This is a genomic window from Streptomyces albiflavescens (assembly GCF_014645835.1).
In the GTDB taxonomy this organism is placed as follows: Bacteria; Actinomycetota; Actinomycetes; order Streptomycetales; family Streptomycetaceae; genus Streptomyces; species Streptomyces albiflavescens.
The window spans coordinates 29,840-56,279 of sequence record NZ_BMMM01000002.1 but is presented as its reverse complement, the minus strand read 5'-3'; the positions used below and the strand labels follow the sequence as shown (position 1 = coordinate 56,279).

Below are 26,440 nucleotides of genomic sequence, written 5' to 3'. Positions count from 1 at the left end.
TCATCGTCCCCGCGTACAAGGTTCAGGCGTACCTGCACGAGTGCCTGGAATCCGTCCTCGAACAGTCCTGTCCTGACCTCGAACTGATCGCCGTCGACGACTGCTCGCCCGACGCGTGCGGAGCGATCATCGACGAGTTCGCGGCCCGCGACGCCCGTGTGCGCGCCGTGCACCTGCCGGAGAACGTGGGTCTGGGCCGCGCCCGCAACGCGGGTCTGGAGCACGCCACCGGCGACTACCTGATCTTCCTGGACAGCGACGACAGTCTCACTCCGGACGCGCTGCGCGCCATCGCCGACCGGCTGAAGGAGACCTCCGAACCGGACGTCCTGGTCTACGACTACGCGCGCACGTACTGGTCGGGCGAGGCCGTCCGCAACCAGTTCGCGGCGCAGTTGACGCAGGAGGGCCCGGCGCCGTTCCGGCTCGACGACCGCCCGGGGCTGATGCGGGTCCTGATGGTGGTGTGGAACAAGGCGTACCGCCGGGAGTTCGTCGAGCGCGAGGGCTTCGCCTTCCCGCCCGGCTACTACGAGGACACGCCCTGGACCTATCCGGTGCTGATGTCCGCCGAGACGATCGCCACCCTCGACCGGGTCTGCGTCCACTACCGCCAGCGGCGCCACGGGAGCATCCTCGGCACCAGTAGCCGTAAGCACTTCGACATCTTCGAGCAGTACGACCGCGTCTTCGCACACATCGACAGCCGTCCGGAGCTGGCCCACTGGCGCCCGGTCCTGTTCCGCCGCATGGTCGACCACTTCTCGACGGTGTTCCTCAAGCGCGGCCGGCTGCCACGCGGCTCGCGGGCCGAGTTCCTGCGCAAGTCCCGTGTCCACTACCGTCGCTACCGCACGCCGGGAGCCCCCGTCCGGCTCCGCACGCGCGTGCGGCACGCGCTGGTCAGGCTGGGCACCCATCGCGCGTACCGCCTGCTGTCACTGGCGTCCCGCGTCCGCAGACAGCTGGTGCGCCGGACCAAGACGCTGCTCCGCAGGACCCGCGGCGCCGCGCTGCAACTCCACTACCGCGTCCAGCTCCGCCTCCCGCTGCGCGCCGACCGCGCCGTCTTCTCCAGCTACTGGGGCCGAGGCCACGGCTGCAACCCGGGCGCTCTGGAGTCCGCCTTCCGCACCTGGGCGCCGCACATCACCACCACGTGGATCGCGCATGCCGAGCACCACCACACGATTCCGGCCCCGACGCGCAGGCTGTGCCCCGGGACGGCCGCGTACTGGACGGCGCTCGCCCGCTCCAAGTACCTGGTGAACAACGTCAACTTCGACCGGCGGCTGGTCAAGCGCCCCGGCCAGATCATGATCCAGACGCAGCACGGGACCCCGCTCAAGCGCATGGGCCTCGACCTCCAGGACCGCCCGGCGGCCGCCCGCGGCACGGACTTCGCCGAGCTGCTGCGCAGCGTCGACAAGTGGGACTACTGCCTGTCCGCCAACCGCCACTCCACCCTGGTCTGGGAGCGCGTCTTCCCGTCCTCGTACACGACTCTGGAGTACGGCCTCCCCCGCAACGACGTGTTCCAGCAGGCGACTTCGGCGGACGTGTCCCGGCTGCGCGAGTCGCTCGGCATCCCCGAGGGCGCGGTCGCCGTCCTGTACGCGCCGACGTACCGCGACTACTCCCGCACCCAGCGCCGCACCCTCGACCTGGAACGCCTGCTGCGCCGCCTCGGCCCGCGCTTCGTCGTGCTGACCCGCTCCCACCACGCGTACGGCGCCCCTTTGGCGAGCGCGTCCGGCGACCGCCTCATCGACGTGTCCGGCCATCCGAGCATCGAGTCGCTGTGCCTCGCCTCGGACGCGCTGGTCACCGACTACTCGTCCCTGATGTTCGACTACGCGAGTCTCGACCGGCCGATCGTGATCCACGCGGACGACTGGGAGGCGTACGAGGCGGCCCGCGGCACCTACTTCGACCTGCGCGCGTTCCCGCCGGGCGCGGTCGCGCGCAGCGAGGACGAGCTGATCGACATCTTCGCGACGGGGCACTGGCGCGGCTCGCGCTCCGCGCAGTTGCGGGCGGCGTTCCGCGAGCGCTTCTGCCCGTGCGACGACGGACGCGCCGCGGAGCGGGTGGTACGCCGTGTGGTCCTTGGCGAGACCGCCGGTCTGCCGCCGTTCATCCCGCTCGCCGAACGCCACCCGGTCCCGTCGGCGGCCGCGGCCCGCCCTGTCACGCCCCTCGCGACCGTGCCGCCGCCCGGCGCCGCCGTCCCCGTCACCGAGAACCTGTGAACCGGAGTCCGCGTGCCCTCCAGCCCGTCGCGGCCCACCCCCACCCGGCCGGCCACCTGGCGGCCCGCCGGGCGACCGGGGCGATGAAAACCCGGCTCAGTGTCCCTTGAGAGAAAGAGCAGAATGCCCCGCTTCAGCGTCATCGTGCCCACCCATGGAGTCGCCGGGCGACTGGCCCAAGCGCTGGACTCGGTCCTCACCCAGTCCTTCGGCGACTTCGAGCTGATCCCGGTGTGCGACGCGCCGGATTCCCCGGCCGGGACGGTCGCCGCCGCGTACGCCGCGCGGGACTCCCGGGTCGCTCCGGTCCACTCGCCGCCGTCGGGCGGGCTGAGCGCGGCGCGCAACACCGGGATGGCGGCGGCGAGCGGCACATATCTGCTCTTCCTCGACGGCGACGACGATCTGGTACCGGGCGCGCTGGGAGCCCTGGACGCCGAGCTGCGGGCCGACACCGACGTCCTCTACTTCGGGCACGAGCGGGTGCACTGGTGGGAGGGCGAGTCGAGCAGGCCCCCGCTCGACAAGGACCCGGAGATCATCGGGGTATACGCCCCGGCGTGGAGCGCGGCCTACCGTCGCGCCTTCCTCACCGAGCACCGGCTCACCTTCCCCGGCGGGCACTTCACGGACGCGGGCTGGGGCGGCCTGGTGACCCTCGCGACCGAACGCGCGGCGGTGCTGCACACGGTCTGCGTACGTCATCACCTGCGCCGCCAGGGCCGTCGCCTCAACGCCCCGGGTGAGCACCAATTCGAAGTCCTCGACCAGGTCGAATCGGTGCTCACCCGCGCGGCCGAACAGACCGTGTCCGCGGCCAAGTCGCACGCGCTGTTCGGCCAGCTCTTCGCCCTCGTCCTGAAGACCGCGGCCCATCCGACGCGGGTGCCCGCGCGTCGCCGCCGCGCCTTCTTCCGCCGCGCGGGCCGGCTCTACCGGCGCCACCGCCCGGCCGGGTTCCGGCCGCCGCCGGGCAGTCTCGGGGTGCAGCACCGGTTGCTCGCGATCGGTGCCTACAGCGCGTTCCGGGCGCTGCGCGGCACCAACCAGACTGCCGCGAAGGCGGCTCAGCGGGTGCCGCGCCCGAGGATGCTGCGCACCCGCGCGCTCTACGCGACCCACCTCCGTCGCCCCCTCGACGAGAACCTCGCCGTGTACTGCGCGTACTGGGGCCGCGGCTACGCCTGCAACCCGGCCGCCATCCACGCCAAGGCCCGCGACCTCGCCCCGCACATCCGCTCGGTGTTCCTGGTCGAGCCCGAAGCGGTGGCCGCGCTGCCGAAGGGCATCGACCACGCGGTGATCGGCAGCCGCCGCTCCTGGGAGGTACTGGCCCGCGCCAAGTACCTGATCAACAACGCCAACTTCGCGGACGACGTCGTCAAGCGCCCCGGCAGCGTCCACGTACAGACCCAGCACGGGACCCCCCTGAAGAAGATGGGCGTCGACCAGTCCACGTACCCGGTGGTGGCCGCCGCGACCGGCAGCTTCAGCAAACTGCTGACCCGGGTGGACCGCTGGGACTACAACCTCTCCTCCAACCGGCACTCCACCCGGATGTGGGAGCGCGCCTTCCCGGGCACGTACGAGGCTCTGGAGTACGGCTACCCGCGCAACGACGTCTACTACACGGCGACCGCCGACGACGTGGCCCGCGTGCGCGCACGCCTGGGCGTCCCCGAGGGCAGAACCGCCCTCCTCTACGCGCCCACGCACCGCGACTACAGCACCGGCTTCGAGGCCCGGCTCGATCTGGAGGCCTTCTGCGAGGAGATCGGCGAGGACTTCGTCGTCCTGCTGCGCGCCCACTACTTCTACGACGAGGGTGACCGGCGCGGGAGCAGCGGCCGGATCATCGACGTGACCGGACACCGCTCCTCCGAGGACGTCTGCCTGGCCGCCGACGCGCTGATCACGGACTACTCGTCGATCATGTTCGACTACGCCAACCTGGACCGTCCGATCGTCGTGTACGCGGACGACTGGGAGATCTACCGGGAGACGCGGGGCGTCTACTTCGACGTGATGGAGGCGCCACCGGGGCCGGTGGCCCGCACCCCGCAGGACCTGGCCCGGGTCTTCACCGAGGGCTCCTACGCGGACCCGACGTCCACGGCCCTGCGTGCCCGATTCCGTGAGCGCTTCTGCCAGTTCGACGACGGAAGGGCCGCCGAACGGGTCGTACGAAGAGTGCTCCTGGGTGAGCCGCCGGAGGCCATCCCGCCCGTGGTGCCGCTCGCCGAGCGTCTTCCGGCTCCCGCCGCGTCCACCCTCGTAAGGAGCTGACGTGCCCCGCTTCAGCATCATCGTCCCCGTCTTCAAGGTGCAGGGCTTTCTGGCCGAGTGCCTCGACTCGGTCCTGGAGCAGTCGTACACGGACCTCGAACTGATCGCCGTCGACGACTGCTCCCCGGACGGCTGCGGCGCGATCCTCGACGAGTACGCGGCCCGCGACCCGCGCGTACGGGTGCTGCACCTGCCCGAGAACGTGGGGCTCGGCAGGGCCCGGAACGCCGGAATGCCCTACGCCACAGGGGACTTCCTCTTCTTCCTCGACAGCGACGACACGCTCACCCCGGGCGCCCTGCGCGCCATCGCCGACCGGCTGGACGAGACCGCCGACCCGGAGGATCCCGACGTCCTCGTCTTCGACTACGCGCGCACGTACTGGTGGGGCGGGACGCGCCGGAACGTCCTCGCGCGGGTGCTCCTGGAGGCGGGCGACGGCACTTTCAGGGCCGCCGAACACCCGGAAATCCTGGAGCTGTTGATGGTGGTGTGGAACAAGGTCTACCGCCGTGAGTTCGTCGAGCGCGAGGGCTTCGCCTTCCCGCCCGGGTATTACGAGGACACGCCCTGGACGTTCCCGGTGATGCTCAGCGCGGAGCGGATCGCCACGCTGGACCGGATCTGCCTGGCCTACCGCCAGCGCCGCCAGGGCAACATCCTGTCCACCACCAGCCGCAAGCACTTCGACATCCACGACCAGTACGAGCGGGTCTTCGCGTTCCTCGACTCCCGTCCGCAACTGGCGAGTTGGCGCCCGTATCTGCACCGCAAGATGGGCGAGCACTGTCTGGACATCCTCTCCAAGCCGGACCGGCTGCCCGAGTCCGACAAGGGCGAGTTCTTCCGGCTGACGGCCGCGCTCTTCCGCAAGCACAGGACCGCCGAACCGGTGCCTCGCGAACTGCGGGTCCTGGAAGGGGGCTTCACCCGCTACCGGGCCCAACAGCAGGCGGACCGCCTCGGCAAGGAGCTCGGCCGGCGCGGGCAGCAGGTGCGCAAGGCGGCCGCCACGCGGGTCAAGCGCGGCTGGTCCGCGGTGCACGAACACCGTTCGCCGGACCCGAACCTTGCGGTGTATTCGGCGTTCTCGCACCGCGGGGTGCTCGGCGACCCGGCGGCCGTGTACCACAAGGCGCGGGAGATCGCCCCGCACATCCGCGGGGTGTGGGTGGTACGGGGCGAGGAAGAGGCGGCGCTGCTTCCCGATGGTGTCGAGCACGTGCTCCTCGACTCCCTGCGCTACCGTCAGGTCACCGCGCGGGCCACGTACTTCGTCAACAACGTCAACTGGCCCGGCACACTCGTCAAACGCCCCGGCAGCGTCCACGTCCACACGCACCAGGGCACCCCGCTGAAGTACATGGCGGCCGACCTGCTGAACAAGCCGGGCGCCCGGCACGGCTTCGACGTACCGCAGATGCTGCGCCGCGCCGACCGCTGGGACTACAGCCTGGTCGCCAACCGCCACTCCGAGCTGGTCTGGGACCGCGCCTACCCCTGCCACTTCACCTCGCTGCGCAGCGGCAGCCCGCGCAACGACGTCCTCGTCCGCGCCCGGCCCAAGGACGGCTCGGCCGTCCGCGCGCGTCTGGGCATCCCCGCCGACCACCGGGTGGTGCTGTACGCGCCGACGCGTCGCGACTACGCCCGGGGCGGCCACATCGACCGCATCGACCTCGCCCGCTTCGCCGACGATCTCGGCGAGGGCCACACCCTCGTCGTACGGCTGCATCCGTCGCTGGCGGACGGTCCGGCGCGCGGGATGGGCCTGTCCGAACTGCATCGCCGCAAGGTCGTGGTCGACGCGACCGACGAACCGCACGTCGAGGACCTGATGCTCGCCTCGGACGTCCTGGTCACGGACTACTCGGCCCTCATGTTCGACTACGCCAACCTCGACCGGCCGATCGTGCTGCACACCGACGACTGGGGCGCGTACGCGGCGAGCCGGGGCGCCTACTTCGACATCACGGCGGACGCGCCCGGCCATGTCGCCGGTTCCTACCGTGAGTTGGCGTGGCTGTTCGCGTCCGGGGCGTGGCGGGACGAGGACGCGGCGCGGCTGCGGGCCGGATTCCGGGCGCGGTTCTGCGAGTTCGACGACGGGCGGGCGGCCGAGCGGGTGGTGCGGACGCTGATGCTCGGGGAGAAGGCCGAGGAGCCGGCCCCCGCCGTCCCGGTGCCCGCGCAGGCGGGGCACGACGTCCTCGCATCGTCGTGAGCGTGCTCGTGCGCTTCGTCGTGGGGCCCCGGTCGCCGCGCTCCCCACGGTTCTGGGTGACCGTCCTGGCTGCCGTGTTCGCCGTCCTGCAGCTCGCGAACGTCACCGGCCGGGACACCCCCGACACCAAGAACTACCTGTCGTACGCGCTGAGTCTGCGCGGCGAGAGCAAGCACGACGCCGCCGCGCTCACCATCGACTACGCCTGCGCCGGAAAGGCGTCCATCGCGCGCCGCAACCAGAGCGTCGACGTGGTGCGCTTCCACGGACCGAGCCCCACGAAGCGGGTCATGGCGGAGTGCCGGCACGATCAGTGGTGGGGCGTGTCGAAGCGGCTCGCCGCCGGGGAGACGGCGGGACACACCGTGCCGTTCATGTCATCGCGCTTCATGCGGATCTTCGAGGTGCGGCCGGGGTATCCGGCGCTGCTGGTCCCCTTCATCACGGTGCTCGGCGTGAAGTGGGGCCTGTGGGCGTCGAGCGTCCTCGTCACGGTCGCCGGAGGCGTCCTCGCCTTCCTCGTGCTGCGCACCCTGCGCGCCCCCACGGCCGCGGCCCTGTCGGGGCAGGCCCTCTTCTATGTGCTGCCGTGCGGCACGACGGCGATGCGCCCGATGACCGAGGGCCTGCTGCTCACACTGACCCTGGCGGCGCTCTGGGGCTGCGCGCTGGTACTGGAGGGCCGCGCGCGGGCCGGAACCTGGCTGGTCGGCGGGTCCCTGGCGCTGCTCTTCACGGTGAAGCACTCGCACGCGCTGTTCCTCGGGCTGTGCCTGGCGGGCGCGTGCGCGGTGATCGGCGTACGACGCGGGAGGCCGCGGCAGCCGCTGCGAGGGCTCACGGGTCCGCTGCGGGCCCTGGCCGTGGTGGCGGGCTGCGGAACGGTGGCCACGGTCGTCGTGGCGAAGGTGCTGCACTACCCGTCCGAGTCCGAGAGCCTGCAGGACCTGCTCACGGCCCACTTCTCCCGCCCCGACCGCACCCGCCTGTGGTCGGAGTTCCTCCATCTGGAGCTCAACTTCTGGGTGGAGTGGCTGCGCCGACAGCTCTGGGAGCCGCTCTTTCTGACGACCCTGGTGGCCGCCGCGTGGGGAGCGCTCCGCCGCCGCCCGGCCTTCGCGGCGTTCCTGCTCGCGGCCGCGTTCACCGGTGTCCTCAACCAGGCCGGGCACCCCGACATCAACATCTGGGGCGACCGGCTGATCGTGCTGGCGTGGCTGCTCCCGGTGGTAGGGCTTCCGCTGCTGCTGGAGGAGGTCGTGCGGCCACGGATGCAGGCCTCGGGTACGGTGCCGGGCCCCTCGAGCGGCACACCGAGGTCGCTCGATGAGGTGACGACCGGCTAGGCCGTTGACCATGGAGGGCATATACGGCAAATGCTGCGAACCGCCACTCAGTCCTCCTCCTCCGCCCGGTGAGCGCCGACGTCCTCGTCCGGAGGGTCGCGCGCGGTGCCACCGCGCTGCGCGGCGGTGCCGCCTGGCGTCCTACCCCGTACCAGCTCTTCGGCTTCCTGTTCTGGCTGGTGATGTCGCTCGCGTACTGGCGCGTCCCGCTGTGCTGCGACGCCGGCCAGCACGCGGCGGTCGTCGAGCGCCTCAAGGCGCATCTCCTCCACCCTCTCCACCCGATGGCGGATCTGCCCGGCGCGGGCAGCCCGTACTACTCGCCGTACGCGGTGGCCCAGGGAGCCTTCGCCCGGCTGACAGGCCTGGGCGGCTGGGAGGTCGTACGGCTCTCCGGCCCCTTCAACCTGCTGGTCCTGCTGACCGGCATCGGCCGCTTCGTCAGGGTCCTGACACCTCGCCCATGGGCCCCGGTGCTGGGACTGTTCGCGATGGTGCTGCTGTGGGGCACCGAGCGGGCCTGGTGGAGCGGGTATCTGGGGCTGATGTCGATGACGGGGAACCTCGGCTATCCGTCGACGTTCGCCATCGGACTGTCCTTCTGGGCCTGGGCGTTGACGGGCAAGCTCGCGCGAGGCACCGGCGGACTCGTCCGGTACGTCGGTCCGAGCGGCCTCCGGGGCCTGTGGGGGTACAAGGGGCTCGGCGCGCTGTACGGCCTGATCCTGCTCGTGCACCCGATCACGTCCATCGCGACGGCGCTCGGCGCGGCGGCGTTCGTGGCGGGATGGCAGCACGGATGGCGGCCCGCCGTCGTCGGCCGGTGGGCGATGGCGGGCGGGACGGCCTTGCTGGTCGCGTCCTTCTGGCCGTACTTCGACGTCTTCGCGCTGACCGGGGACCGCAGCGTGGACGCGATGCACGAGCGGCTGTACGAGGGGATGCCCGGGCACTTCTGGCTGGCGCTGATCGGGGTGCCCGCGCTGTGGCTGCGGGCGCGGCGGGCCGGGCGGAGCGAAGGGCACTGGTGGCGGGATCCGCTGGTGCTGATGTTCGCGCTGGAGTGCCTGGCGGTGGCGTACGGCTGGGTCAGCGGGCACTACACGTACGGCAGGATCCTGGGGCTCACGCTGGTGCCGCTGCAGTTCGCGCTCGGGGTGGAGCTGGCGACTGCGCGGCCGTGGGGGTTCGGGCGTCGGCTGCTGGGCTGGGCGGCGGCCGTCGGGGCGTGCGTCGGTTTCCTCACCGTGCAGGCGGGGGCGGTGGTGCCGAGCGCGCTCGACCCGGTCGGCTTCGACCAGCCGCCGCACTGGCCGACGTACGTGTGGGCGGCACGGCACATCAAGCCCGGCGAGGCGGTCATCACGGACGGGTACTACTCCGTCCACCTGATCGCGGGCTACGGGCCGGACCTCGCCGCGCCCGCCTGGCCCGACCTCGCGCTCGACGAGGGGGAGCGGCTGCGGCGGCTGGCCGCGGTTCGCGCGTATCTCGACCCGGCGTCGACCCGTGCCGAGCGCTCCGCCGTCGCCCGGCGGTATCACGTCCACTGGCTGCTGCTGACGCGCTGGCGGCGGGTGCCGGAGGAGGCGACGGTGGTCGCCTGGAGCCGGGAGACGGGGGAGGTACTGGCGCGGGTCGGACCGTGAAAACGTCGTTCGGCCACTGCGGGTCGGTGAGGGCCGATCGCTCAGCGCCGCCATCGCTCAGTGCCCCGCACCCCTTACGGGTGCGGGGCACTGAGCGTGGTTCACGACGACCGGAACTACTCGACGACGATGTTGACTTCGATGTTGCCGCGGGTCGCGTTGGAGTAGGGGCAGACCTGGTGGGCCTGCTCGACGAGCCCGCGGCCGGTCGCCTGGTCGACGGAGTCGGGCAGCTCGACCCGCAACGTCACCTTGAGGCCGAAGCCCTCGCCCTGCTTGCCGATGCCGACCTCACCGGTCACCGCGGCCTCACTGACGTCGACCTTGGCCGCGCGGCCGACGAGGCCGAGGGCGCTGGCGAAACAGGCGGCGTAACCGGCGGCGAAGAGCTGCTCGGGGTTGGTGCCCTGCCCGTTCCCGCCCAGCTCCACCGGCGGGGCCAGCTGGACGTCGAGCTTGCCGTCGGAGCTGTAGGCGCGGCCGTCGCGGCCGTGGGTTGCGGTGGCGACAGCGGTGTAGATCGCGTCCATGGAAACCGTCCCTCTCAAGTCAAAGTCCTGCCGGGGCGGCCGGTCCGACCGCCTCACGACCTCAATTAGAGCACGCAATTCAATTGCGCACAACTTAATGGCTCGCAAGAGCTATCCTGGAGCCATGACCGCCATGCCCACCCCGAGCCCCGAGGCCCCGTCGGCGCCACCCACCCCCTTCGCGCCCTCTGCGCCGTCCGCGCCCTCCGCGCCCTCCGCGCCCTCCGCGCCGCCCACCCCCTCCGACGGGGACTACCTCCGTCTCGACCAGCAGATCTGCTTCTCGCTGAACGCCGCCTCGCGCGCTTTCGGCGGCGTCTACCGCGTGATCCTCAAGGACCTGGGGCTCACCTACCCCCAGTACCTGGTGATGCTGGTGCTGTGGGAGCACGGCGAGCTGCCCGTCAAGAAGGTCGGCGAGCACCTGCGGCTCGACTCCGGAACGCTGTCGCCGCTGCTCAAGCGCCTGGAGGCGGCCGGCCTCGTACGGCGTGAGCGCAACGCCCGCGACGAGCGCTCCGTGCACGTCCATCTCACCGACGAGGGCGTCGCCCTGCGCGAGCGCGCGGTGCACGTGCCGCGCCGGATCGCCGCGGCGACGGGCGCCGACCTCGACGAGATCCGCGACCTCCGGGCCCGCCTCGACCGCCTGACGGCGGCACTGGACGAGGCGGCACTGGAGGAGACGCCCGGCTGCGTTTAGGGGGTTTCTGATGGATCTCCGCGGCGTCGCGACGCCCGGCACGCACTCTCGCCGCACCGGACAAAAGCCCTAGTAGCTCCTCCCCCACGCTCGGCTTCGCTCGCGCGGGGGGACCCCCATCGAGGACTTCCGCCCGGCACGCCGAGAGCACGCACCGAACGCCGCTCCTTCTTCCACGGAGATCCATCAGAAACCCCCTAGTCGATCGCCCATCGCATCCCCTGTACGGGCGCCCTGCGCACATACAGGCGCATGGTCACGCCCTTTCGTGCGACCTCTTCCAGGGGTACGAACTCCTCGTCGACCACGGCGAGTTTGACCTGCTCGGTCGGGCTGGCCGGATACCAGGTCGGGCGCAGCGCGAAGGGCTCGGCGACCACCCACACCCGGTCGAGCCGGGCCAGGCGGCGGCGCAGTTCTCCCGGGTCCGCCTCCAGCCCGTAGAGCGTTCCGGACGCCGGCCCCGGCGCGCTGAGCGCGACGTCCCGGATCCCGCGGAAGCCCTTCGGATACGCCAGCGCCGACCGCCGCACGATCGACGGCAGGAACAACACCGGGTCGCCCGGGCGCAGTTCGCTGTGGGCGGTGGCGGAGACGGCGGCGAGGTTGTCGGCGCGGTGGTCGGCGGTGCGGTCCTGGCGGAGGAGGGGGAGCTGGACGGCGAAGGCGAAGGTGATGGTCAAGACGCCGGTGAGGGTGATGCGGGGTCCGGTGGGGACGGTGAGGCGCAGCCGGGGCATCAGACCCACCAGCCGTTCGGCGCCCGCCGCGGCGAGCAGGGGCGCCCCGGAGAGGGCGTACAGCACATACCGGTCGTCGTAGAGCGGCCAGAACTGCGAGACGGTCATCAGCACCGCCGGCGGGACCACCATCAGCGGCAGGGCGACCGCCGGGAGCGACAGTTCGCCCCGGCGCACGAGCGGCGGCCGCACGGCGAGGGCGACGAGGACCAGATACGGCACGACCACCAGCAGCGTCGACCCCGTGAACGCCGCCAGCAGTCGCTCCACGCTCCCGGCACCGGGCCGCGGCAGCCACGCGACCTGCGCCGACTGCCCTCGCGAGACAAGGACGAGCGGCACCAGCCCCAGGACCGCGGCGCCCGCCGCGCACCCCCACCGCCACCACACCCGCGCCGGCACCCGCACGAGCGCCAGCGTCCCGGCGTGCGCGAGCAGCAGAAGCACTGCCAGCTCATGCAGCAGACACGTGACGGCGACCACCCCTGCGTACGCCCACCAGTCCCCCACGCTCTCCCGAGATCTCGGCTTCGCCCGAACAGGGGGCATCCCCATGGCCCGCACCAACAGCACGGTCGCGCCCGCCACTCCCGCCGCGACGAGCGCGTAGGACCGGCCCTCCTGCGCGAAGTGCCCGGCCATGGGCGTGACGGCGTAGAGCAGCCCCGCCCACAGGCCGACCCGCGGGCGGCACAGGCAGACGCCGAGGGCCGCGACGAGGCCCGCGGTGGTGGCGGCGGCGCAGACCGAGGGGAGCCGGAGGGCGACCTCGCCGGGGTGCGGGGCGAGGGCGAGGTGCATCAGGAGGTAGTACAGGCCGTGCACCGCGTCGACGGAGTGCAGCAGCTGCCAGATCTGCGGCACCGAGCGCCGCGCGACCTGGAACGTCACCGCCTCGTCCCGCCACATGCCGCCGCGGTCGAGCCCCCAGAGCCCGATCGCCAGCATGGCGGACATGGGCAGCAGGACGGCTGCCGCTCCCGCGCGCCCGGCCCCGGACCACCTCACCCACGCCCTCTCCATGCGACCGATTTTTTGCTATTACCCAACGTTTGATGGTGATTGACGGCGTATCAACTGCCATGACCCATCCATGCGGCTTACGATCCGGGCTTGATGAGCGCCTTGAAGAGACCCCACCGCCCGCTTGCCCTCGCCGCCGCCTGGCTCGCCACCCGCTCCCTGATGCTGTGGCTGCTCGCCCACGACGGCCTCGCCGCGCTCGGCCGGGGCGGGGTCTCGCGCGAGGTGGAGCACCTCTACTTCCACTGGTACGGCGTCCTGTCGCAGGGCGCGTTTCCGGTCGGCGACCGCCTGTGGCAGTACCCGCCGGGCGCGGGCCCGGTGCTGCTCGCACCCGCCCTGCTGCCGACGCTGACGTACTTCACGGCGTTCGTGACGCTCACGCTCCTCGCGGACGCCGGAATCACCTACGCCCTCACGCGCGCGGGGCGGCGGCCCGGGCGCAGCCTGGGCGGCGCCGCCCTGTGGACATGCGGCCTCCCCCTGCTCCTGCACATCCCGCTCGCCCGGTACGACGTCCAGGCCACCGCCTTCGCCGTCATCTCACTGTTGACGTTGTCGCGCTCCACGCGCGCGTGCGGCGCGTTCGCCGCGCTGGGGGCATTGGTGAAGGTCTGGCCCGCGCTGACGCTGATCGGGATCCCCCGGGGCCGTACGACCCGGGAGGTCTGGGCGTCGGCGGTGATCACGGCGGTCGCACTGCTCGCCCTGCTGACCGCCGTCTTCAGCGACCCTTTCGACTTCCTGCACCAGCAGGGCGGCCGGGGCGTGCAGATCGAGTCGCTCGGGGGCACGGTCCTGGGCTTCGCGCACCGCGCCGGGTGGCCGGGCACGGTGCGCTACCAGTACGGAGCGTTGGAGTTCGTGGGTCCGTACGTCTCCGCGGTGGCCGCGGTCTCGCTGGCCCTCACGGTCGCCGCGTTCGGGCTCCTGCTGCTGTGGCGGGTGCGGGCGCGGCGCTGGACGGCGGCGACCGCCTACGACGCGGCGCTCGCGGCCGTGCTGCTGTTCACGGTGACGAGCCGGGTGATCAGCCCCCAGTACATGGTGTGGCTGCTCGGCCTGTCCGCCGTGTGCCTGACCTCGCGGCACACCACACAGCGCCCGGTGGCCGCGCTGATCGTGGCGGCGACGGCCGTCAGTTCGGTGGCGTACCCCGGCCTCTACAGGGAAGTCGCCCACAGCACCTGGACGGGCTGCCTGCTGATGCTCGTACGCAACGGTCTGCTGGCGACGGCCGCGGGGCTCTCGTTCGCGCGGCTGTGGCGGTCGGGCCTTCCCATGGCCATGGCAAATACGGCAGACCGGGCCACATCCGACAAGCCGCCACGGAACGCGCACCCGATTCATGCCGCCTTCCGCACGAGACACTAAGTGCCTCTTAACGGAAAATTACTCGCAACACCTACCGTTTCGGCCCGTGGATCCCATGAACACTCAGCACGTCCAGGTCAGTGTGGTCGTCATCGGGTACAACGACGCCGCCCACGTGACGGAGGCGGTGCGCTCGGCGCTCGCGCAGGGCCCGGCCGTCCGCGAGGTGATCGCCGTGGACGACTGCTCGACGGACGGCAGCGCGGCCCTCCTCGACGGCCTCGCCGCCGCCGAGCCGCGCCTGAGAGTGATCCGCCGCGCGGTCAACAGCGGCGGCTGCGGCAGCCCCCGCAACGACGGAATCGACGCGGCGACAGCCCCGTACGTGATGTTCCTGGACAGCGACGACGTGCTGCCGCCCGGCGCGGTGGACGCGTTGCTCGCGGCAGCGGACGGGCAGCGCACCCAGGTCGCGGCCGGTCTGTGCGTGCGCCGTGAGCTGCCCTCCGGCCGCGAGGTCCCCTGGGAGCGCGCGCTCTACGCGAAGCCCGCCCTCGTCTCCCACCCCGCGCGGCGCACACGCCTGGTGCGCGACACGCTCTGCGTCAACAAGCTGTACCGCACCGACTTCCTGCGCGAGCACGGGATCCGCTTCCCCGAAGGCCGCTTCCGCTACGAGGACTTCGTGTTCACCGCGCGCGTGCTGGCCGTCGGGCCACGTATCGCGCTCGTCCCGGACACGGTGTACGTCTGGCACGTACGGCGCGAGGCCGCTCACCTCTCGATCTCGCTCGACCGCGCGGACATCGCCAACTGGCGGGCCAGGACCGAGGCGAACCGGGCCGCGTACGAGATCCTGCTCGGCGCGGGCGAGAAGGGGCTCGCGCGGGCGGTGCACGCCAAGTTCCTCGACCACGAGCTGCGGATGTACACGCGCGAACTCGAACTGCGCGACCCGGAGTACCGGCGCACCTGGTGGGAGCTCACGCGCGCGTATCTCTCGTCCTTCGACGCGACCGACTTCGCCGTCGACCCGACCGCCCCCGGCCGCCTCGTCGCCCGCGTCGTGCTGGCCTCCCCCACCCCCCGCGACCTGCCCCGCCTCAAGGAGCTGGCGGCCCGCCCGGCCCGGCTGCTCCCGCCGTACGCCCGCGCCTCCGACACCACACCCATCTGGTCGGACGACCTCCCTCAGGTCACGCTGGACCACTTCCTGACGCGCCCGGCCCGCCTGCTGCCGGCCGCAGTCGACGCCGAACTGCGGCCACGCGCGCGTGGCACCCGGCTGCGGTTGCGTCTGCACGAGCTGTACGGGCGGATCGCGGAAGCCGGTCCGGCGTCGGTGGACGTGAGGTTCGTGCACCGGGAGGAGGGCAGCGTGGGACTGCGCCGCGAGGTGAACTTCCTGCCGGACCGGTACGGCGACGTCTGGACGGCGGAGACACCGGTGGACCTGGCGGCGCTGGGCGCGGGAACGTGGGACCTCCGGCTGGAGCTCCGCTTCCGCGACGGCAGCAGCCGGGAGGCCACGGCGCACCCGCTCGCGGGCCCCGGCCTGCTGCGCCGCCGCGCGGTCCCGGACACCCGCCGCGGCGTCCTGCTCGTACAGCCGTACCGCACGCACGCGGGGGCGCTGGCGCTGCGCACGGCGTCCGGATGGCGAGGTTTGACCGATGTAGTACACCGCCGCCTCAAACGCCTGGTTCACTGATACGCGACCGCACGACACACGCACACCACGGCTCACTGACGAGGGGACGTCCGCACATGACCTGGCTGATCACCGGCGGCGCCGGCTACATCGGGGCGCACGTCGTCCGCGCGATGCTCGACGCGGGCGAACAGGCCGTGGTCTACGACGACTTGTCCACGGGGATCGCGGACCGGGTACCCGCCGATGTCCCGCTGGTCGTCGGCTCGGTCCTGGACGGCGAGCTGGTGTCCCGGACCCTCACCGAGCGCTCCGTCACCGGTGTCGTGCATCTGGCGGCGAAGAAGCAGGTCGGCGAGTCGATGGAGCTCCCGCTGCACTACTACCGGGAGAACGTCGAGGGCCTGCGGGTGCTGCTGGAAGCGGTGACGGCCGCGGAGGTCGGCTCGTTCGTCTTCTCGTCGTCCGCGGCGGTGTACGGCATGCCGGACGTGAATCTGGTGACGGAGGAGACGCCGTGCGTGCCGATGAGCCCGTACGGCGAGACGAAGCTGGCGGGCGAGTGGCTGGTCCGCGCGACGGGCCGCGCCACGGGCCTGTCCACCGCTTCCCTCCGCTACTTCAACGTGGCGGGAGCGGCGTCCCCGGAACTGGCCGACGTGGGCGTCTTCAACCTCATCCCCATGGTCTTCGAAAAGCTCACGGAGAACGCGCCCCCGCGCATCTTCGGCGACGACTACCCCACCCCCGACGGAACGTGCGTCCGCGACTACATCCATGTGGTCGACCTGGCCGAGGCCCACGTGACCGCTGCCCGCGCCCTTCAGGCGTCCCCCGGCAGCAACTTCACGCTCAACATCGGCCGCGGCGAAGGCGTCTCCGTCCGCGAGATGATCGACCGCATCAACGCCCTCACCGGCTACGACCGCCCCCCGGTCACCACCCCCCGCCGCCCCGGCGACCCGGCCCGCGTCGTCGCCTCCGCCGACCGCATCGCCACCGAACTGGACTGGAAGGCCAAGTACGACGTCCAGGACATGATCACGTCGGCCTGGGCGGGCTGGGTGCGGCTGCATCCGAAGGCGGCTCGGGGCTGACCGCGCGTCTCCCCGCCGGACAGGCCCTAACTCCGTACGGATACGGCCAGTTCGGGGAACATGACGCCGGTCAGTTCCTCGGAGGCCGTCCAGAGGCGGCGCGCCGAGGCGGGGTCGCCGGCCGCGGCCGAGCGGCCGACCAGCGTCGGGCCGCCACGCATCTCGCCGAAGCCGTCGGGGCCGAGGTAGCTCGCGCCGGGGAGGTCCTGGACCGCGGCGTACAGCGTGGGCAGGGCGCCGGCCTTGTTGTCCTGGGCGAAGACGCGGTTGCCCACGCGCATGAACACGCGGCGCAGGGCGCTGCCGTCGTGGCTCTGGAGGTTGGTGGCGGCCCAGCCGGGGTGGGCGGCGAGAGCGCGCACCGGGGAGCCGGCCTCGGCGAGGCGGCGCTGCAGCTCCAGCGTGAACAGCAGGTTGGCCAGCTTGGACTGGCTGTAAGCGGTCATGGGGGCGTACTCGCCGGTCAGGTTCAGGTTGTCGAAGTGGATGTACGGGCTGCCCGGCATCTTGTGCGCGCCCGACGACACGGTCACGACGCGGTCGGTGACGTGCGGCAGCAGCAGGTTGGTCAGGGCGAAGTGCCCCAGATGGTTGGTGCCGAACTGCATCTCGAAGCCGTCCTTGGTGCTGGCCTCGGGGATGTTCATGACGCCGGCGTTGTTGATCAGCAGGTCCAGGTCGCCCTGCCAGCCGGCGGCGAACTCGCGCACGGAGGCGAGGTCGGCCAGGTCCAGGCGGCGCACCTCGACGCTCCCCCGTCCCTGCACCGTGGCCGCGGCGGCCTCGCCGCGCTTGGGGTCCCGCACGGCAAGCACCACATGCGCACCCGCACGGGCCAGCGCGTCGACGGTGGCGATGCCGAGCCCGCTGTTGGCACCGGTGACGACGGCCGTGCGGCCGGTCAGGTCAGGGATGTCGCTTACGTTCCATTTCTTCTGCTCAGTAGCCATGACCCCGAATGTAGACGCCGCCAACAATGCTGTCAATGACAACAATGGTGACGGTGCCAACAATGTAGTCGGTGATCACATGACCGATACACTGACCGTCATGACGCCCATGCAGACCCGCCGCTACCACCACGGAGACCTGCGCGCCGCGCTGCTCACCCGCGCCGAGGAGACGCTCCGGGAGAAGGGGCCCGCCGCCCTGTCCCTCCGCGAACTGGCCCGCGACCTCGACGTCAGCCATGCCGCGCCGAGCCGCCACTTCAAGGACAAGCAGGCCCTGCTGGACGCGCTGGCACTGACGGGCTTCGACCGGCTCGCCGAAACTCTGGCGGCATCGCAGGAGGATGTCGGCGAGACGTTCGCCGAGCGGCTCGGCGCCATCGCCCGCGCGTACGTGGACTTCGCGACCGCCAACGCCGAGCTGCTCGACCTCATGTATGCGAAAAAGCACGACCCGACGGCGTCCGAGGCGCTGGTCGCCGCGTCGCAGCGGTGGGGCGAGCAGCTCGTGGAGCTGATCGCGGAGGGACAACACCGGGGCGAGGTGCGACAGGGCCCGATGGAACGCGTCGGCCTGCCGCTCTTCGCGACCCTGCACGGCTTCGCGAGTCTGGCGGTGAGCGACATGCTGCCGGCCGAGGCGCTCGAACACGGCCTCGATGACGTGATCGCACACATGTTGCGGGGGTGCGCGCCCGAGTAGGGTCCGCAACTCCCGTAACCACGGCGTCACGCACCGGCCGGGGGCAGGTCTCCGGGTCCGACCTGCCCTGACCCACGACACCCCTCAAGGCATCACGGCCACGCCGTCCGGGTCGCGGCCGTGACCGGCGGCCCGGCAGGCGCAGCATGACGCCATGCCCTGAGCGAACAGCCCCGTACGACCCTGGGTGCCCTTAGGGCCTGTCGTCACCTTCCCGTCTGCCCCGCGACGCCTGGCACGCACTCTCGCCGCACCGGGCGAAAGCCCAAGTACGTCCAGTACGAGGACTTCCGCCCGACACTCCCCCAGCCTTCGGCCGGGGGGACCCCCAGAGCACGCACCAGACGCCGCGGGGCCGCCCTTCGGGCGACGACGGGAATGTGACGACAGGCCCTAGCATCAACGGCATGGGACCTGGGGCGAGCGCAGCGACGTATGACGAACACGCCGACTGGTACAACGACTTCATGTCGGCCGCCACGGCAGGGGCGTACATCGAGCGGGTGCACGCCACGCTGGAGGAGTTGTTGGGGCCCGGCCAGGGGGCGTGTCTGGACGTCTGCTGCGGGACGGGGGCCCATGCGCCGGCGTTGGCGAAACTGGGGTGGACGCCCCTTGGGGTCGATCTGTCGAGTGGTCAGCTGCGGTACGCGGTACGGCGGTTGACCGCCGTCGCGGGTGACGCGACGGCGCTGCCGTTCGGGGACGGGGTCGTACCCGCTGTCGCGTGCGTGCTGGCCCATACCGACGTGCCCGATTACGCGGCCGTGCTGAGGGAGGTCGCCCGGGTACTGCGGCCCGGTGGGCGGTTCGTGCACCCGGGGGTGCATCCGTGCTTCATCGGCGCGTTCGCCGACTGGAGCGACCGGCCGAAGGTGCTGCTCGACGAGCGGTACGCCGACCGCTCCCGCAGCTTCGAAGCGTGGAACCCGGCAGGCGTCCGGGCCCGCGTCGGCGCCTGGCACCTCCCGCTCGCGGACCTCCTCAACGCCACCACCGCGGCCGGCCTGCGGATCGTGCGCACCGCCGAGGCGGGGCCGGGCGGCGTGCCCGACCTGTTCGGCCTCCTCGCCGTGAAGAGCCAGGAAGACCACTGAGGTCACGGCCCCCCGTTGAGGTACGCCAGACCGGACGGCGCTCTTCGGTGTCCGCCGTCCGCTGTCGGCCGTACGCTGTCCGCTGTCGGCCGTCGGCCGTCGGCCGTCGGCAGGGCCTGCTTCAGGAACACAGTGTCGCTGTGTTTGCTGACGGCACTGTCGGGGAGGTCAGCCTTCTCAAGGACCGTCGGACAGCCGCGCGACCGGCCCTTTCGAAGGCCGCCGCGTGATCACAACGCCTTGAGCGCCGCCGCCGTGGCCCGGGCCAGACTCGCGAGATACCCCTTGGGCAGCTTGGGCCCGCGGACCACGACCGCCCGCCAGTACAGAGGGCCGGACATCAGGTCGAGCGCGAGTTCGAGGTCGATGCCCTCGCGCACCTCGCCCCGCGCGGCCGCCGCCGCGACGATCCCGCTCGCGACCCCCTGCTGACCCTCGCGCAGCGCCTTCTGCATGGCGTCGGCGATGTCGGGGTTGCGGGCCGCCTCGGCCTGCAGGTCGGGGATGATCTGCCCGGCGACGGGGTGGCGCAGGGCGCGCGAGGTGACCTCGTACAGCAGCCGCAGATCGCCCTCCAGGGAGCCTGTGTCAGGGGCGGGCAACCCCTGGACGGCGACTGCCGAGACCAGGTCGAGCACCAGATGCAGCTTGGACCGCCAGCGCCGGTAGACGGCGGTCTTGCCGACGCCCGCCCGGCGCGCGATGCCCTCGATGGACATCCGGGCGTAGCCGACGGCCGCGAGTTCCTCGAAGACGGCGGCACGGATGGCCTCGGTCACCTCCTCCCGGAGGACGGCCGCCCCGGCGGGGGCCCGTCGGCGCGGCTGCGTCTTGGGGGCATCGGCGTTCGTCGTCATGCGGACCAGCATAGGCCGTTACGACGAAACGGTTGCGTTCCGACGTTTGAAAGCCCTACGCTCACGTTGCGACGATACGGTCCCGTCCCGACGTAAGAAACTGGCAAAGGCGCAGTAAGAAACGTCAAGGACGGACCCCGCGCACTCCACCCCCGAGCGAAAGCAGCGGATGTGAGCCAGGTCCTCCACACACCGCCCCCGACAGCGACACCGGGCCCCCACGCCGACGACGCCGCGGCGCTCGCCGCCCAGTACGGCCTGACCGTCAGCGGCGCCCGCCCGTCGCTGCCCGCGTACGTCCGGCAGCTGTGGGCGCGCCGCCACTTCATCACCGCGTTCGCCACCGCCAAGCTCACCGCCCAGTACAGCCAGGCGAAGCTCGGCCAGGTCTGGCAGGTGATGACCCCGCTGCTGAACGCGGCGGTCTACTACTTCATCTTCGGTGTGCTGCTCGGCACCAGCCACGGTGTGGCGGACTTCATCCCGTTCCTGGTCACCGGCGTCTTCATCTGGACCTTCACCCAGAGCTCGATCATGGCGGGCACCCGGGCGATCTCCGGCAGCCTGGGCCTGGTCCGCGCCCTGCACTTCCCACGGGCCGCGCTGCCGGTGTCGTACGCCCTCCAGCAGCTCCAGCAGCTGCTGTTCTCGATGGCCGCGCTGGTCGTCATCCTGCTCTGCTTCGGTGTGCCGGTGGCAGCGTCGTGGCTGCTCGCGGTGCCCATCCTGACGCTGCAGTTCATCTTCAACGCGGGCGTGGCGATGGTCATGGCCCGAATGGGCGCCAAGACGCCGGACATCGCGCAGCTCATGCCGTTCCTCCTGCGCACCTGGATGTACGTCTCCGGTGTCATGTGGAGCATCGACAAGATGCTCAAGCACAGCAGCGTGCCGCACTGGGTGGAGATCGCGCTCGCGAGCAACCCGGCCGCCGTCTACATCGACCTGATGCGTTTCGCGCTGATCGACAGCTTCCACGCCCACCAGCTGCCGCACCACGTGTGGGCACTGGCGATCGGCTGGGCGCTGGTCGCCGGGGTCGGCGGTTTCATCTACTTCTGGAAGGCCGAGGAGACGTACGGACGTGGCTGACACCATCACCAAGAGCGCCATCCAGGACACTCCGCGGGGCACCTCCGCGGCGCCCGTCCCCACCGTCATCGCCGACCGCGTCGACATCGTCTACCGCGTCAACGGCACCGGCGCCGGGAAGGGCAGCGCCACCGCCGCCCTCAACCGCATCCTGCGCGGCAAGCAGGCCGAGAAGGCCGCGGGCGTCCGCAAGGTGCACGCCGTCAGGTGCGTCTCCTTCACGGCCTACAAGGGCGAGGCCATCGGCCTGATCGGCACCAACGGCTCGGGCAAGTCCACCCTGCTCAAGGCCGTCGCCGGCCTCCTCCCCGTGGAGAACGGCAAGATCTACACCGACGGCCAGCCCTCGCTGCTCGGCGTCAACGCGGCCCTGATGAACGACCTCACCGGCGAGCGCAACGTCTACCTCGGCGGTCTCGCGATGGGCATGTCCAGGGAACAGGTCCGCGAGCGCTACCAGGAGATCGTCGACTTCTCCGGCATCAACGAGAAGGGCGACTTCATCACCCTCCCCATGCGGACGTACTCCTCCGGCATGGCGGCGCGGCTGCGCTTCTCCATCGCCGCCGCGAAGGACCACGACGTGCTGATGATCGACGAGGCCCTGGCGACCGGGGACCGCTCCTTCCAGAAGCGCTCCGAGGCGCGGATCCGGGAGCTGCGCAAGTCCGCGGGCACCGTCTTCCTCGTCAGCCACAACAACAAGTCGATCCGGGATACGTGTGACCGGGTGCTGTGGCTCGAGCGGGGGGAGCTGCGGATGGACGGACCCACGGACGAGGTGCTCAAGGAGTACGAGAAGTTCACGGGGAAGTAAGGGGCTGCGCCTCCTCGGGGGGCGCCTCCTCGGGGGGGGCCTCCTCGGGGGGGCCTCCTCGGGGGGGCCTCCTCGGGGGGCGCCCCTACCTCTCCAGGAAGGCGAACAGCTCCTCCCAGCGCCGCACGATCTCGTCCTCCGTGTAGCGCTGGATGTTCACCCGGGCCGCCTCGCCCATCGCGTCCCGCAGCTCCTTGTCCGACATCAACGTGTCGAGTCTGCGGGCCAGTTCGCCGGTGTTGCCGAGGGTGGCGAGAAGGCCGTCCTCACCGTCGTGGATGATCTCGTGGACGCCGGGGGCGCAGTCGAAGGCGGCGGCCGGGAGGCCGGTCGCCATGGCTTCCATGAGGACGAGCGGGAAACCCTCCCCGCGTGAGCACAGCACGAAGACGGAGCCGCCGCGCAGGGCGCCCGGCACGTCCCTCGTACTCCCCATCCACTCCACGCAGTCGTCGAGTCCGAGCGCCGTGCACTGCTTCTTCAGGATCTCCTCGTCCTCGCCGGAGCCGTAGATCCGCAGGCGCCAGTCGGGGTGGCGCGGCACGACCTCGGCCCAGGTGTCGAGGAGTATGTCGATGCCCTTCTGGTCGTGCAGCCGGCCGACGCTGAGGACGACGTTCTCGGTGCGCGGCGAGGGCACCTCGGGCAGGAACGGGATGGGGTTCGGCATGAACGAGGCGTTGTTCATCCCCTGCCTGATCCACAGGTCGGCGTCCTCGCGGGTGAGCGCCAGCATCCGGTCGACGTCCCTGTAGTGCTTCTGCACCCGCCGGAAGCGCGAGGTCTTCTTGCAGGACGCAAAGGACTCGTGGCTCATGCCGATGACGGTCAGACCGGTCGTGTCGGCGAGCTCCACCCACTCCATGGCCCACACCTGCGTGACGATCACGACGGCGCCGGGGCGCGCGGCCCGGAACAGCGCGGTCAGTTTGGCGGCCTGCTCGCGCATGCCCGCCGCGCGTGCGGCGCGCACCCTCCGCTCGGCCACATTGAGCCGCCCCTTGATGCCGCGCGCGGGGCCGACGCGCGGCGGGTGGACGTCGTACAGCGTCGTGGTGGGGTAAGGGAGTTCGCCGAGTACCTGGACGACCGCGGGCTCGGTGATGCCGACCACGTGGACGCGGTGGCCGCGCTCGGTGAACAGGTGGGCCATCTGGTGCGACCAGCTGGTCACCCCGCCCAGTTCGTCGACGCTGTTGGAGACGAAGAAGATGTCCCGCTGCGGATACTCGGTCATCCACGCCTCCCGTGCGCGAAGAACTGCTCGACGATGCTCCGGGCCGCGGTGCCCTTGTCGTACTCGCCGAATTCGGCGACGAACTGCTCCCGCTTGGCTGCGTACTTGGTCGCCTGTTCCTCCAACGAGCCGAGCACCGCCCGCAGTTCGTCCTCGCTGCGTACGACGGGACCGGGCGCCCTCTCCAGCAGGTCGAAGTAGGTCCCGCGGCCCTCGTGCACGTACTCCTCGTAGTCGTAGGCGAAGAAGAACATCGGCCGGTCGAGGAGGGCGTAGTCGAACATCACCGACGAGTAGTCCGTGATCAGTCCGTCCGCGAGCGCCAGCAGCGGGGTCATGTCGTGGTGGGCGGTGACGTCGATGACGCGGCCGCGCACGGACGGCGGCAGCACGACATGGTTGAGGTAGTGCGAGCGGACCAGGAGGACGTACCGGTCACCGAAGGTGTCGGCGAAGCGCTCCACGTCGAAGGGCAGCTCGAACCGCTGCCCGCCGCCGCGCCGACGGAAGGTCGGGGCGTACAACAGGACCCGCTTGCCCTCCGAGATGCCCAACTTGGCCGCGAGCGGCCCGCGTTCACGGCGTCCGGTGGCTTCCTCCCGCTCCCTGGCCCGCACCAGTGCGTCGTTGCGCGGGTAGCCCACCCTGAGCAGCGTCTTCTCCTGGAGCCGGAACGCCCGCGCGAGGGTGCGCACATCGTGCTCGGAGCGGATCAGGAACCGGTCGAAGCGGTCGAGGGTGCGCTGCTGCGCGGCCTGCCGCTCGCGGGACCCGACCCTCCACTCGGGTTCGTCGAAGCCCATCCGCTTGAGCGCGGAGCCGTGCCAGGTCTGGATGTACGTCGTCTCCGGCCGCTTGGTGAGCTTCAGCGGGTAGCTCTGGTTGTCGACCCAGAACTCGGCCTGCGCCAGGGCCTTGAGATACGGCAGCGACCAGCGGCGTACGAGGGTGGCGTCGGCCGGGAACCCGTCCGGGCGGTCCGCGTACGCCCACACCGCCTCGCACTCCAGGTTCTGGCGGCGCATCTCCTCGTAGATCGCCTTGGGACTGTCGCTGTACTGCCGGCCCAGATGGCTCTCGAAGACGACCAGGCCCTTCTTGACCGGCAGCCGGCTGAACACCTCGTGGTACAGCCGGATTTTGGTGTCGCCGGAGGTGAGCTTCTTGCGCAGCGCCCTGGCCTTGCGGTAGCCGGACTTGGCGAGCGTGGCGGCCCGGCCGTTCACACCCCGCTGGACGAGTTCGTTCGCCTTCTTGTCGGGGACGAGCCGGAAGGCGAGGTGACCACGCGAGGAGACCATCGGTTCGATGCGGTCGGCGACCAGCCGGGTGAGGCGGGGCCGGACGGGCACCTGGCCGCCGGCCAGGTCGGGTTCGGCGACGGTGAGCCGGGTCGTGGTGCGCACGCCGTCGACGTCGAGGTGGAGTCGTACGTCCCACACGGCGTCCACGATGCCCAGCGGCCTGACCACCGCCAGGTCCGCGGAGGTCTCCCAGACGAGGGCCTCGCCCTCGTGGCGCACACGCGCCACGGGGAAGCGGAAGGTCTGGAAGCGCACACCCCGACGGCGGGCGTAGAACTCCAGCTCCCCCGTGAGCGGGGCGCGGGGCGGGATGACGCCGAGCGGGTTGGTGATCCGCCCGGCCAGCCGCACCTTGCCCTGGGATTCCCCATAGGAGGTGAGCACGTTGCGCAGGAACATCTTCCCGACCGGCTTGGTGTGGTAGCCGAGCTCGGTGACGTCCAGGACATGGCGGCCGAAGGCGTCGTCCTCGTCGAGGTGCTCGACGCACCAGTACACGCGCCCGTCGCGCTCGACGAGCGGAGAGGAGATCTTGTCGCGGTTGGTGAGCGTGTCCACGGCGGGCAGGAGGTTGTCCCAGTCGCCCTTCTGCAGCAGATAGGCGCAGATGGCGTGGATGGGCTCGGCTTCGTCGAAGGCGGCACGGTCGATCGACTCCAGGTACTCCCGGGCGATCGCGGCGAACTCCTGCCGGTAGGACGCGTCCCGGAACGGCAGCTCCCGCAGATGCAGCACGAGGTCGTGCTTGAGCCACTTGACGTCCTTGGCGAATTTCAGCTCCAACAGACCGTTGTCCGCGAGGAGCTGGTCGACCCGGCGGTGGATCTCCATCCGGTGCGTGAAGTTGGCGATCTCGTCACGGCGGTTGCTGATCGACTTCGCCGCCGCCCTTTCCACGATCCGCCAGTCGTACACCCGGTTGGGGATGAGGGTGATGCGGCGGGCGGCCACATATGCCTGGGCGGAGAAGAGCAGGTCCTCGTAGTGGATGCCGACGGGGAACTCCAGTCCCTCATCGAGCAGGAACTGCCGGCGGTAGCACTTGTTCGTGGACAGCGTGTCGAAGACCAGCAGGTCCGGCAGCTCGGAGATCGACTCCAGGGTGCGGGTGCGCTCGTACAGCCAGGGGTACCACTTGACCTCCTTGCCCGTGCGCGAGTCGACGTGCACCCGGACGCACAGACCGCAGACGAGGTCGGCGCCGGTGCTCTCGGCGGCCTCCAGCATGTTGCGGCAGGCGTTGCGCTCCAGTACGTCGTCACTGTCGAGGAAGAGGACGTAGGCGCCCCGGGCCTGGCCGACTCCGTGGTTGCGGGGAGCTCCGCAGCCGCCGCTGTTCTCCGGCAGCTGGAAGGCGCGTACGCGGTCGGGGTGCTCGGCGGCCAGCCGGCGTGCCACCTCGTACGAACCGTCCGTGCTCCGGTCGTCGACGACGACGACCTCGACGCTGCGCAGCGTCTGGTCGAGGACGGAGCGCACGGCCGTCGGCAGCCGCGCGGCGTCGTTGTAGACGATGACGACCACGGACACGGCGGGCGCGGCGAGCTGATCCACATTCATCCTATTAA

General features: G+C 71.2%; 19 protein-coding genes. 13 read left to right on the top strand and 6 right to left on the bottom strand.

Translation table 11 applies throughout. The annotated features are described in order from the left end of the window. Positions 1-2: 2 nt before the first annotated feature. The 5 genes from IEY95_RS05210 (at position 3) to IEY95_RS05190 (ending at position 9,757) form a co-directional block, all read left to right on the top strand. Positions 3-2,252 carry a bifunctional glycosyltransferase/CDP-glycerol:glycerophosphate glycerophosphotransferase gene (locus tag IEY95_RS05210; protein ID WP_229702575.1) on the top strand — a complete coding sequence of 750 codons (2,250 nt, stop codon included), beginning with the start codon at positions 3-5 and terminating at the stop codon, positions 2,250-2,252. Between the two features lie 123 nt (positions 2,253-2,375). Continuing rightward, complete coding sequence (locus tag IEY95_RS05205) at positions 2,376-4,538, top strand: bifunctional glycosyltransferase/CDP-glycerol:glycerophosphate glycerophosphotransferase (RefSeq protein WP_189184687.1); 2,163 nt, start codon at positions 2,376-2,378, stop codon at positions 4,536-4,538. Between the two features lies 1 nt (position 4,539). Then, on the top strand, positions 4,540-6,762 hold the full coding sequence (locus tag IEY95_RS05200; RefSeq protein ID WP_189184686.1) for a bifunctional glycosyltransferase/CDP-glycerol:glycerophosphate glycerophosphotransferase: 2,223 nt from the start codon (positions 4,540-4,542) through the stop codon (positions 6,760-6,762). A 2-nt stretch (positions 6,763-6,764) separates the two neighbouring features. Continuing rightward, positions 6,765-8,108: a hypothetical protein gene (locus IEY95_RS05195; protein WP_229702574.1), complete on the top strand. Its 1,344-nt coding sequence runs from the start codon at positions 6,765-6,767 to the stop codon at positions 8,106-8,108. 68 nt (positions 8,109-8,176) lie between these two features. Next, positions 8,177-9,757 (top strand): hypothetical protein, encoded by a 1,581-nt coding sequence (locus tag IEY95_RS05190; protein WP_189184685.1) that lies wholly within the window; start codon positions 8,177-8,179, stop codon positions 9,755-9,757. Between the two features lie 116 nt (positions 9,758-9,873). On the opposite strand, the gene IEY95_RS05185 is transcribed toward IEY95_RS05190, so the two are convergent. Further along, positions 9,874-10,287, bottom strand: coding sequence for an organic hydroperoxide resistance protein (locus IEY95_RS05185; RefSeq protein WP_189184684.1), 414 nt, complete (start codon positions 10,285-10,287; stop codon positions 9,874-9,876). 124 nt (positions 10,288-10,411) lie between these two features. Here IEY95_RS05185 and IEY95_RS05180 point away from each other — a divergent pair, with 124 nt between their 5' ends. Continuing rightward, entirely contained in the window at positions 10,412-10,990 is a 579-nt protein-coding gene (locus IEY95_RS05180) for a MarR family winged helix-turn-helix transcriptional regulator (protein WP_189184683.1), read from the top strand. 197 nt (positions 10,991-11,187) lie between these two features. Here IEY95_RS05180 and IEY95_RS05175 read toward each other — a convergent pair whose 3' ends face one another. Further along, positions 11,188-12,687 carry a glycosyltransferase family protein gene (locus IEY95_RS05175; RefSeq protein ID WP_189185388.1) on the bottom strand — a complete coding sequence of 500 codons (1,500 nt, stop codon included), beginning with the start codon at positions 12,685-12,687 and terminating at the stop codon, positions 11,188-11,190. Between the two features lie 159 nt (positions 12,688-12,846). Between IEY95_RS05175 and IEY95_RS05170 the strand changes: the two genes are divergently transcribed. Genes IEY95_RS05170 through galE form a run of 3 tightly spaced genes read left to right on the top strand, consistent with a single transcriptional unit; the run spans position 12,847 to position 16,815 of the window. Continuing rightward, positions 12,847-14,127 carry a glycosyltransferase 87 family protein gene (locus IEY95_RS05170; RefSeq protein WP_189184682.1) on the top strand — a complete coding sequence of 427 codons (1,281 nt, stop codon included), beginning with the start codon at positions 12,847-12,849 and terminating at the stop codon, positions 14,125-14,127. 55 nt (positions 14,128-14,182) lie between these two features. Continuing rightward, a complete protein-coding gene (locus IEY95_RS05165; RefSeq protein ID WP_189184681.1) occupies positions 14,183-15,778 on the top strand; it encodes a glycosyltransferase family 2 protein in 1,596 nt (531 codons plus the stop codon). 56 nt (positions 15,779-15,834) lie between these two features. Further along, on the top strand, positions 15,835-16,815 hold the full coding sequence (galE, locus tag IEY95_RS05160; protein WP_189184680.1) for a UDP-glucose 4-epimerase GalE: 981 nt from the start codon (positions 15,835-15,837) through the stop codon (positions 16,813-16,815). A 26-nt stretch (positions 16,816-16,841) separates the two neighbouring features. Here galE and IEY95_RS05155 read toward each other — a convergent pair whose 3' ends face one another. Next, on the bottom strand, positions 16,842-17,765 hold the full coding sequence (locus tag IEY95_RS05155) for an oxidoreductase (protein WP_189184679.1): 924 nt from the start codon (positions 17,763-17,765) through the stop codon (positions 16,842-16,844). Positions 17,766-17,874: 109 nt separating this feature from the next. On the opposite strand from IEY95_RS05155, the gene IEY95_RS05150 reads away from it, so the two are divergent. Further along, entirely contained in the window at positions 17,875-18,468 is a 594-nt protein-coding gene (locus IEY95_RS05150; protein ID WP_189185387.1) for a TetR/AcrR family transcriptional regulator, read from the top strand. A gap of 407 nt (positions 18,469-18,875) precedes the next feature. Further along, on the top strand, positions 18,876-19,565 hold the full coding sequence (locus IEY95_RS05145; RefSeq protein ID WP_189184678.1) for a class I SAM-dependent methyltransferase: 690 nt from the start codon (positions 18,876-18,878) through the stop codon (positions 19,563-19,565). Positions 19,566-19,795: 230 nt separating this feature from the next. Here the strand turns inward: IEY95_RS05145 and IEY95_RS05140 are convergent, their stop codons facing one another. Then, the gene (locus IEY95_RS05140) at positions 19,796-20,422 is read right to left on the bottom strand and encodes a TetR/AcrR family transcriptional regulator (protein ID WP_189184677.1); all 627 of its coding nucleotides are present in this window, start codon (positions 20,420-20,422) and stop codon (positions 19,796-19,798) included. A 171-nt stretch (positions 20,423-20,593) separates the two neighbouring features. Here IEY95_RS05140 and IEY95_RS05135 point away from each other — a divergent pair, with 171 nt between their 5' ends. Both IEY95_RS05135 and IEY95_RS05130 read left to right on the top strand, forming a co-directional pair. Further along, complete coding sequence (locus IEY95_RS05135) at positions 20,594-21,514, top strand: ABC transporter permease (protein ID WP_189184676.1); 921 nt, start codon at positions 20,594-20,596, stop codon at positions 21,512-21,514. Next, positions 21,507-22,331 carry an ABC transporter ATP-binding protein gene (locus tag IEY95_RS05130; protein WP_373294434.1) on the top strand — a complete coding sequence of 275 codons (825 nt, stop codon included), beginning with the start codon at positions 21,507-21,509 and terminating at the stop codon, positions 22,329-22,331. The genes IEY95_RS05135 and IEY95_RS05130 overlap by 8 nt, the downstream gene beginning before the upstream one ends. Positions 22,332-22,416: 85 nt before the next feature. On the opposite strand, the gene IEY95_RS05125 is transcribed toward IEY95_RS05130, so the two are convergent. Together IEY95_RS05125 and IEY95_RS05120 are read right to left on the bottom strand one after the other, a co-directional pair. Next, the gene (locus IEY95_RS05125; RefSeq protein WP_189184675.1) at positions 22,417-23,568 is read right to left on the bottom strand and encodes a glycosyltransferase; all 1,152 of its coding nucleotides are present in this window, start codon (positions 23,566-23,568) and stop codon (positions 22,417-22,419) included. Then, entirely contained in the window at positions 23,565-26,432 is a 2,868-nt protein-coding gene (locus IEY95_RS05120; RefSeq protein ID WP_189184674.1) for a bifunctional glycosyltransferase/CDP-glycerol:glycerophosphate glycerophosphotransferase, read from the bottom strand. Before IEY95_RS05120 ends, IEY95_RS05125 begins: the two co-directional genes overlap by 4 nt. Positions 26,433-26,440: the final 8 nt, after the last annotated feature.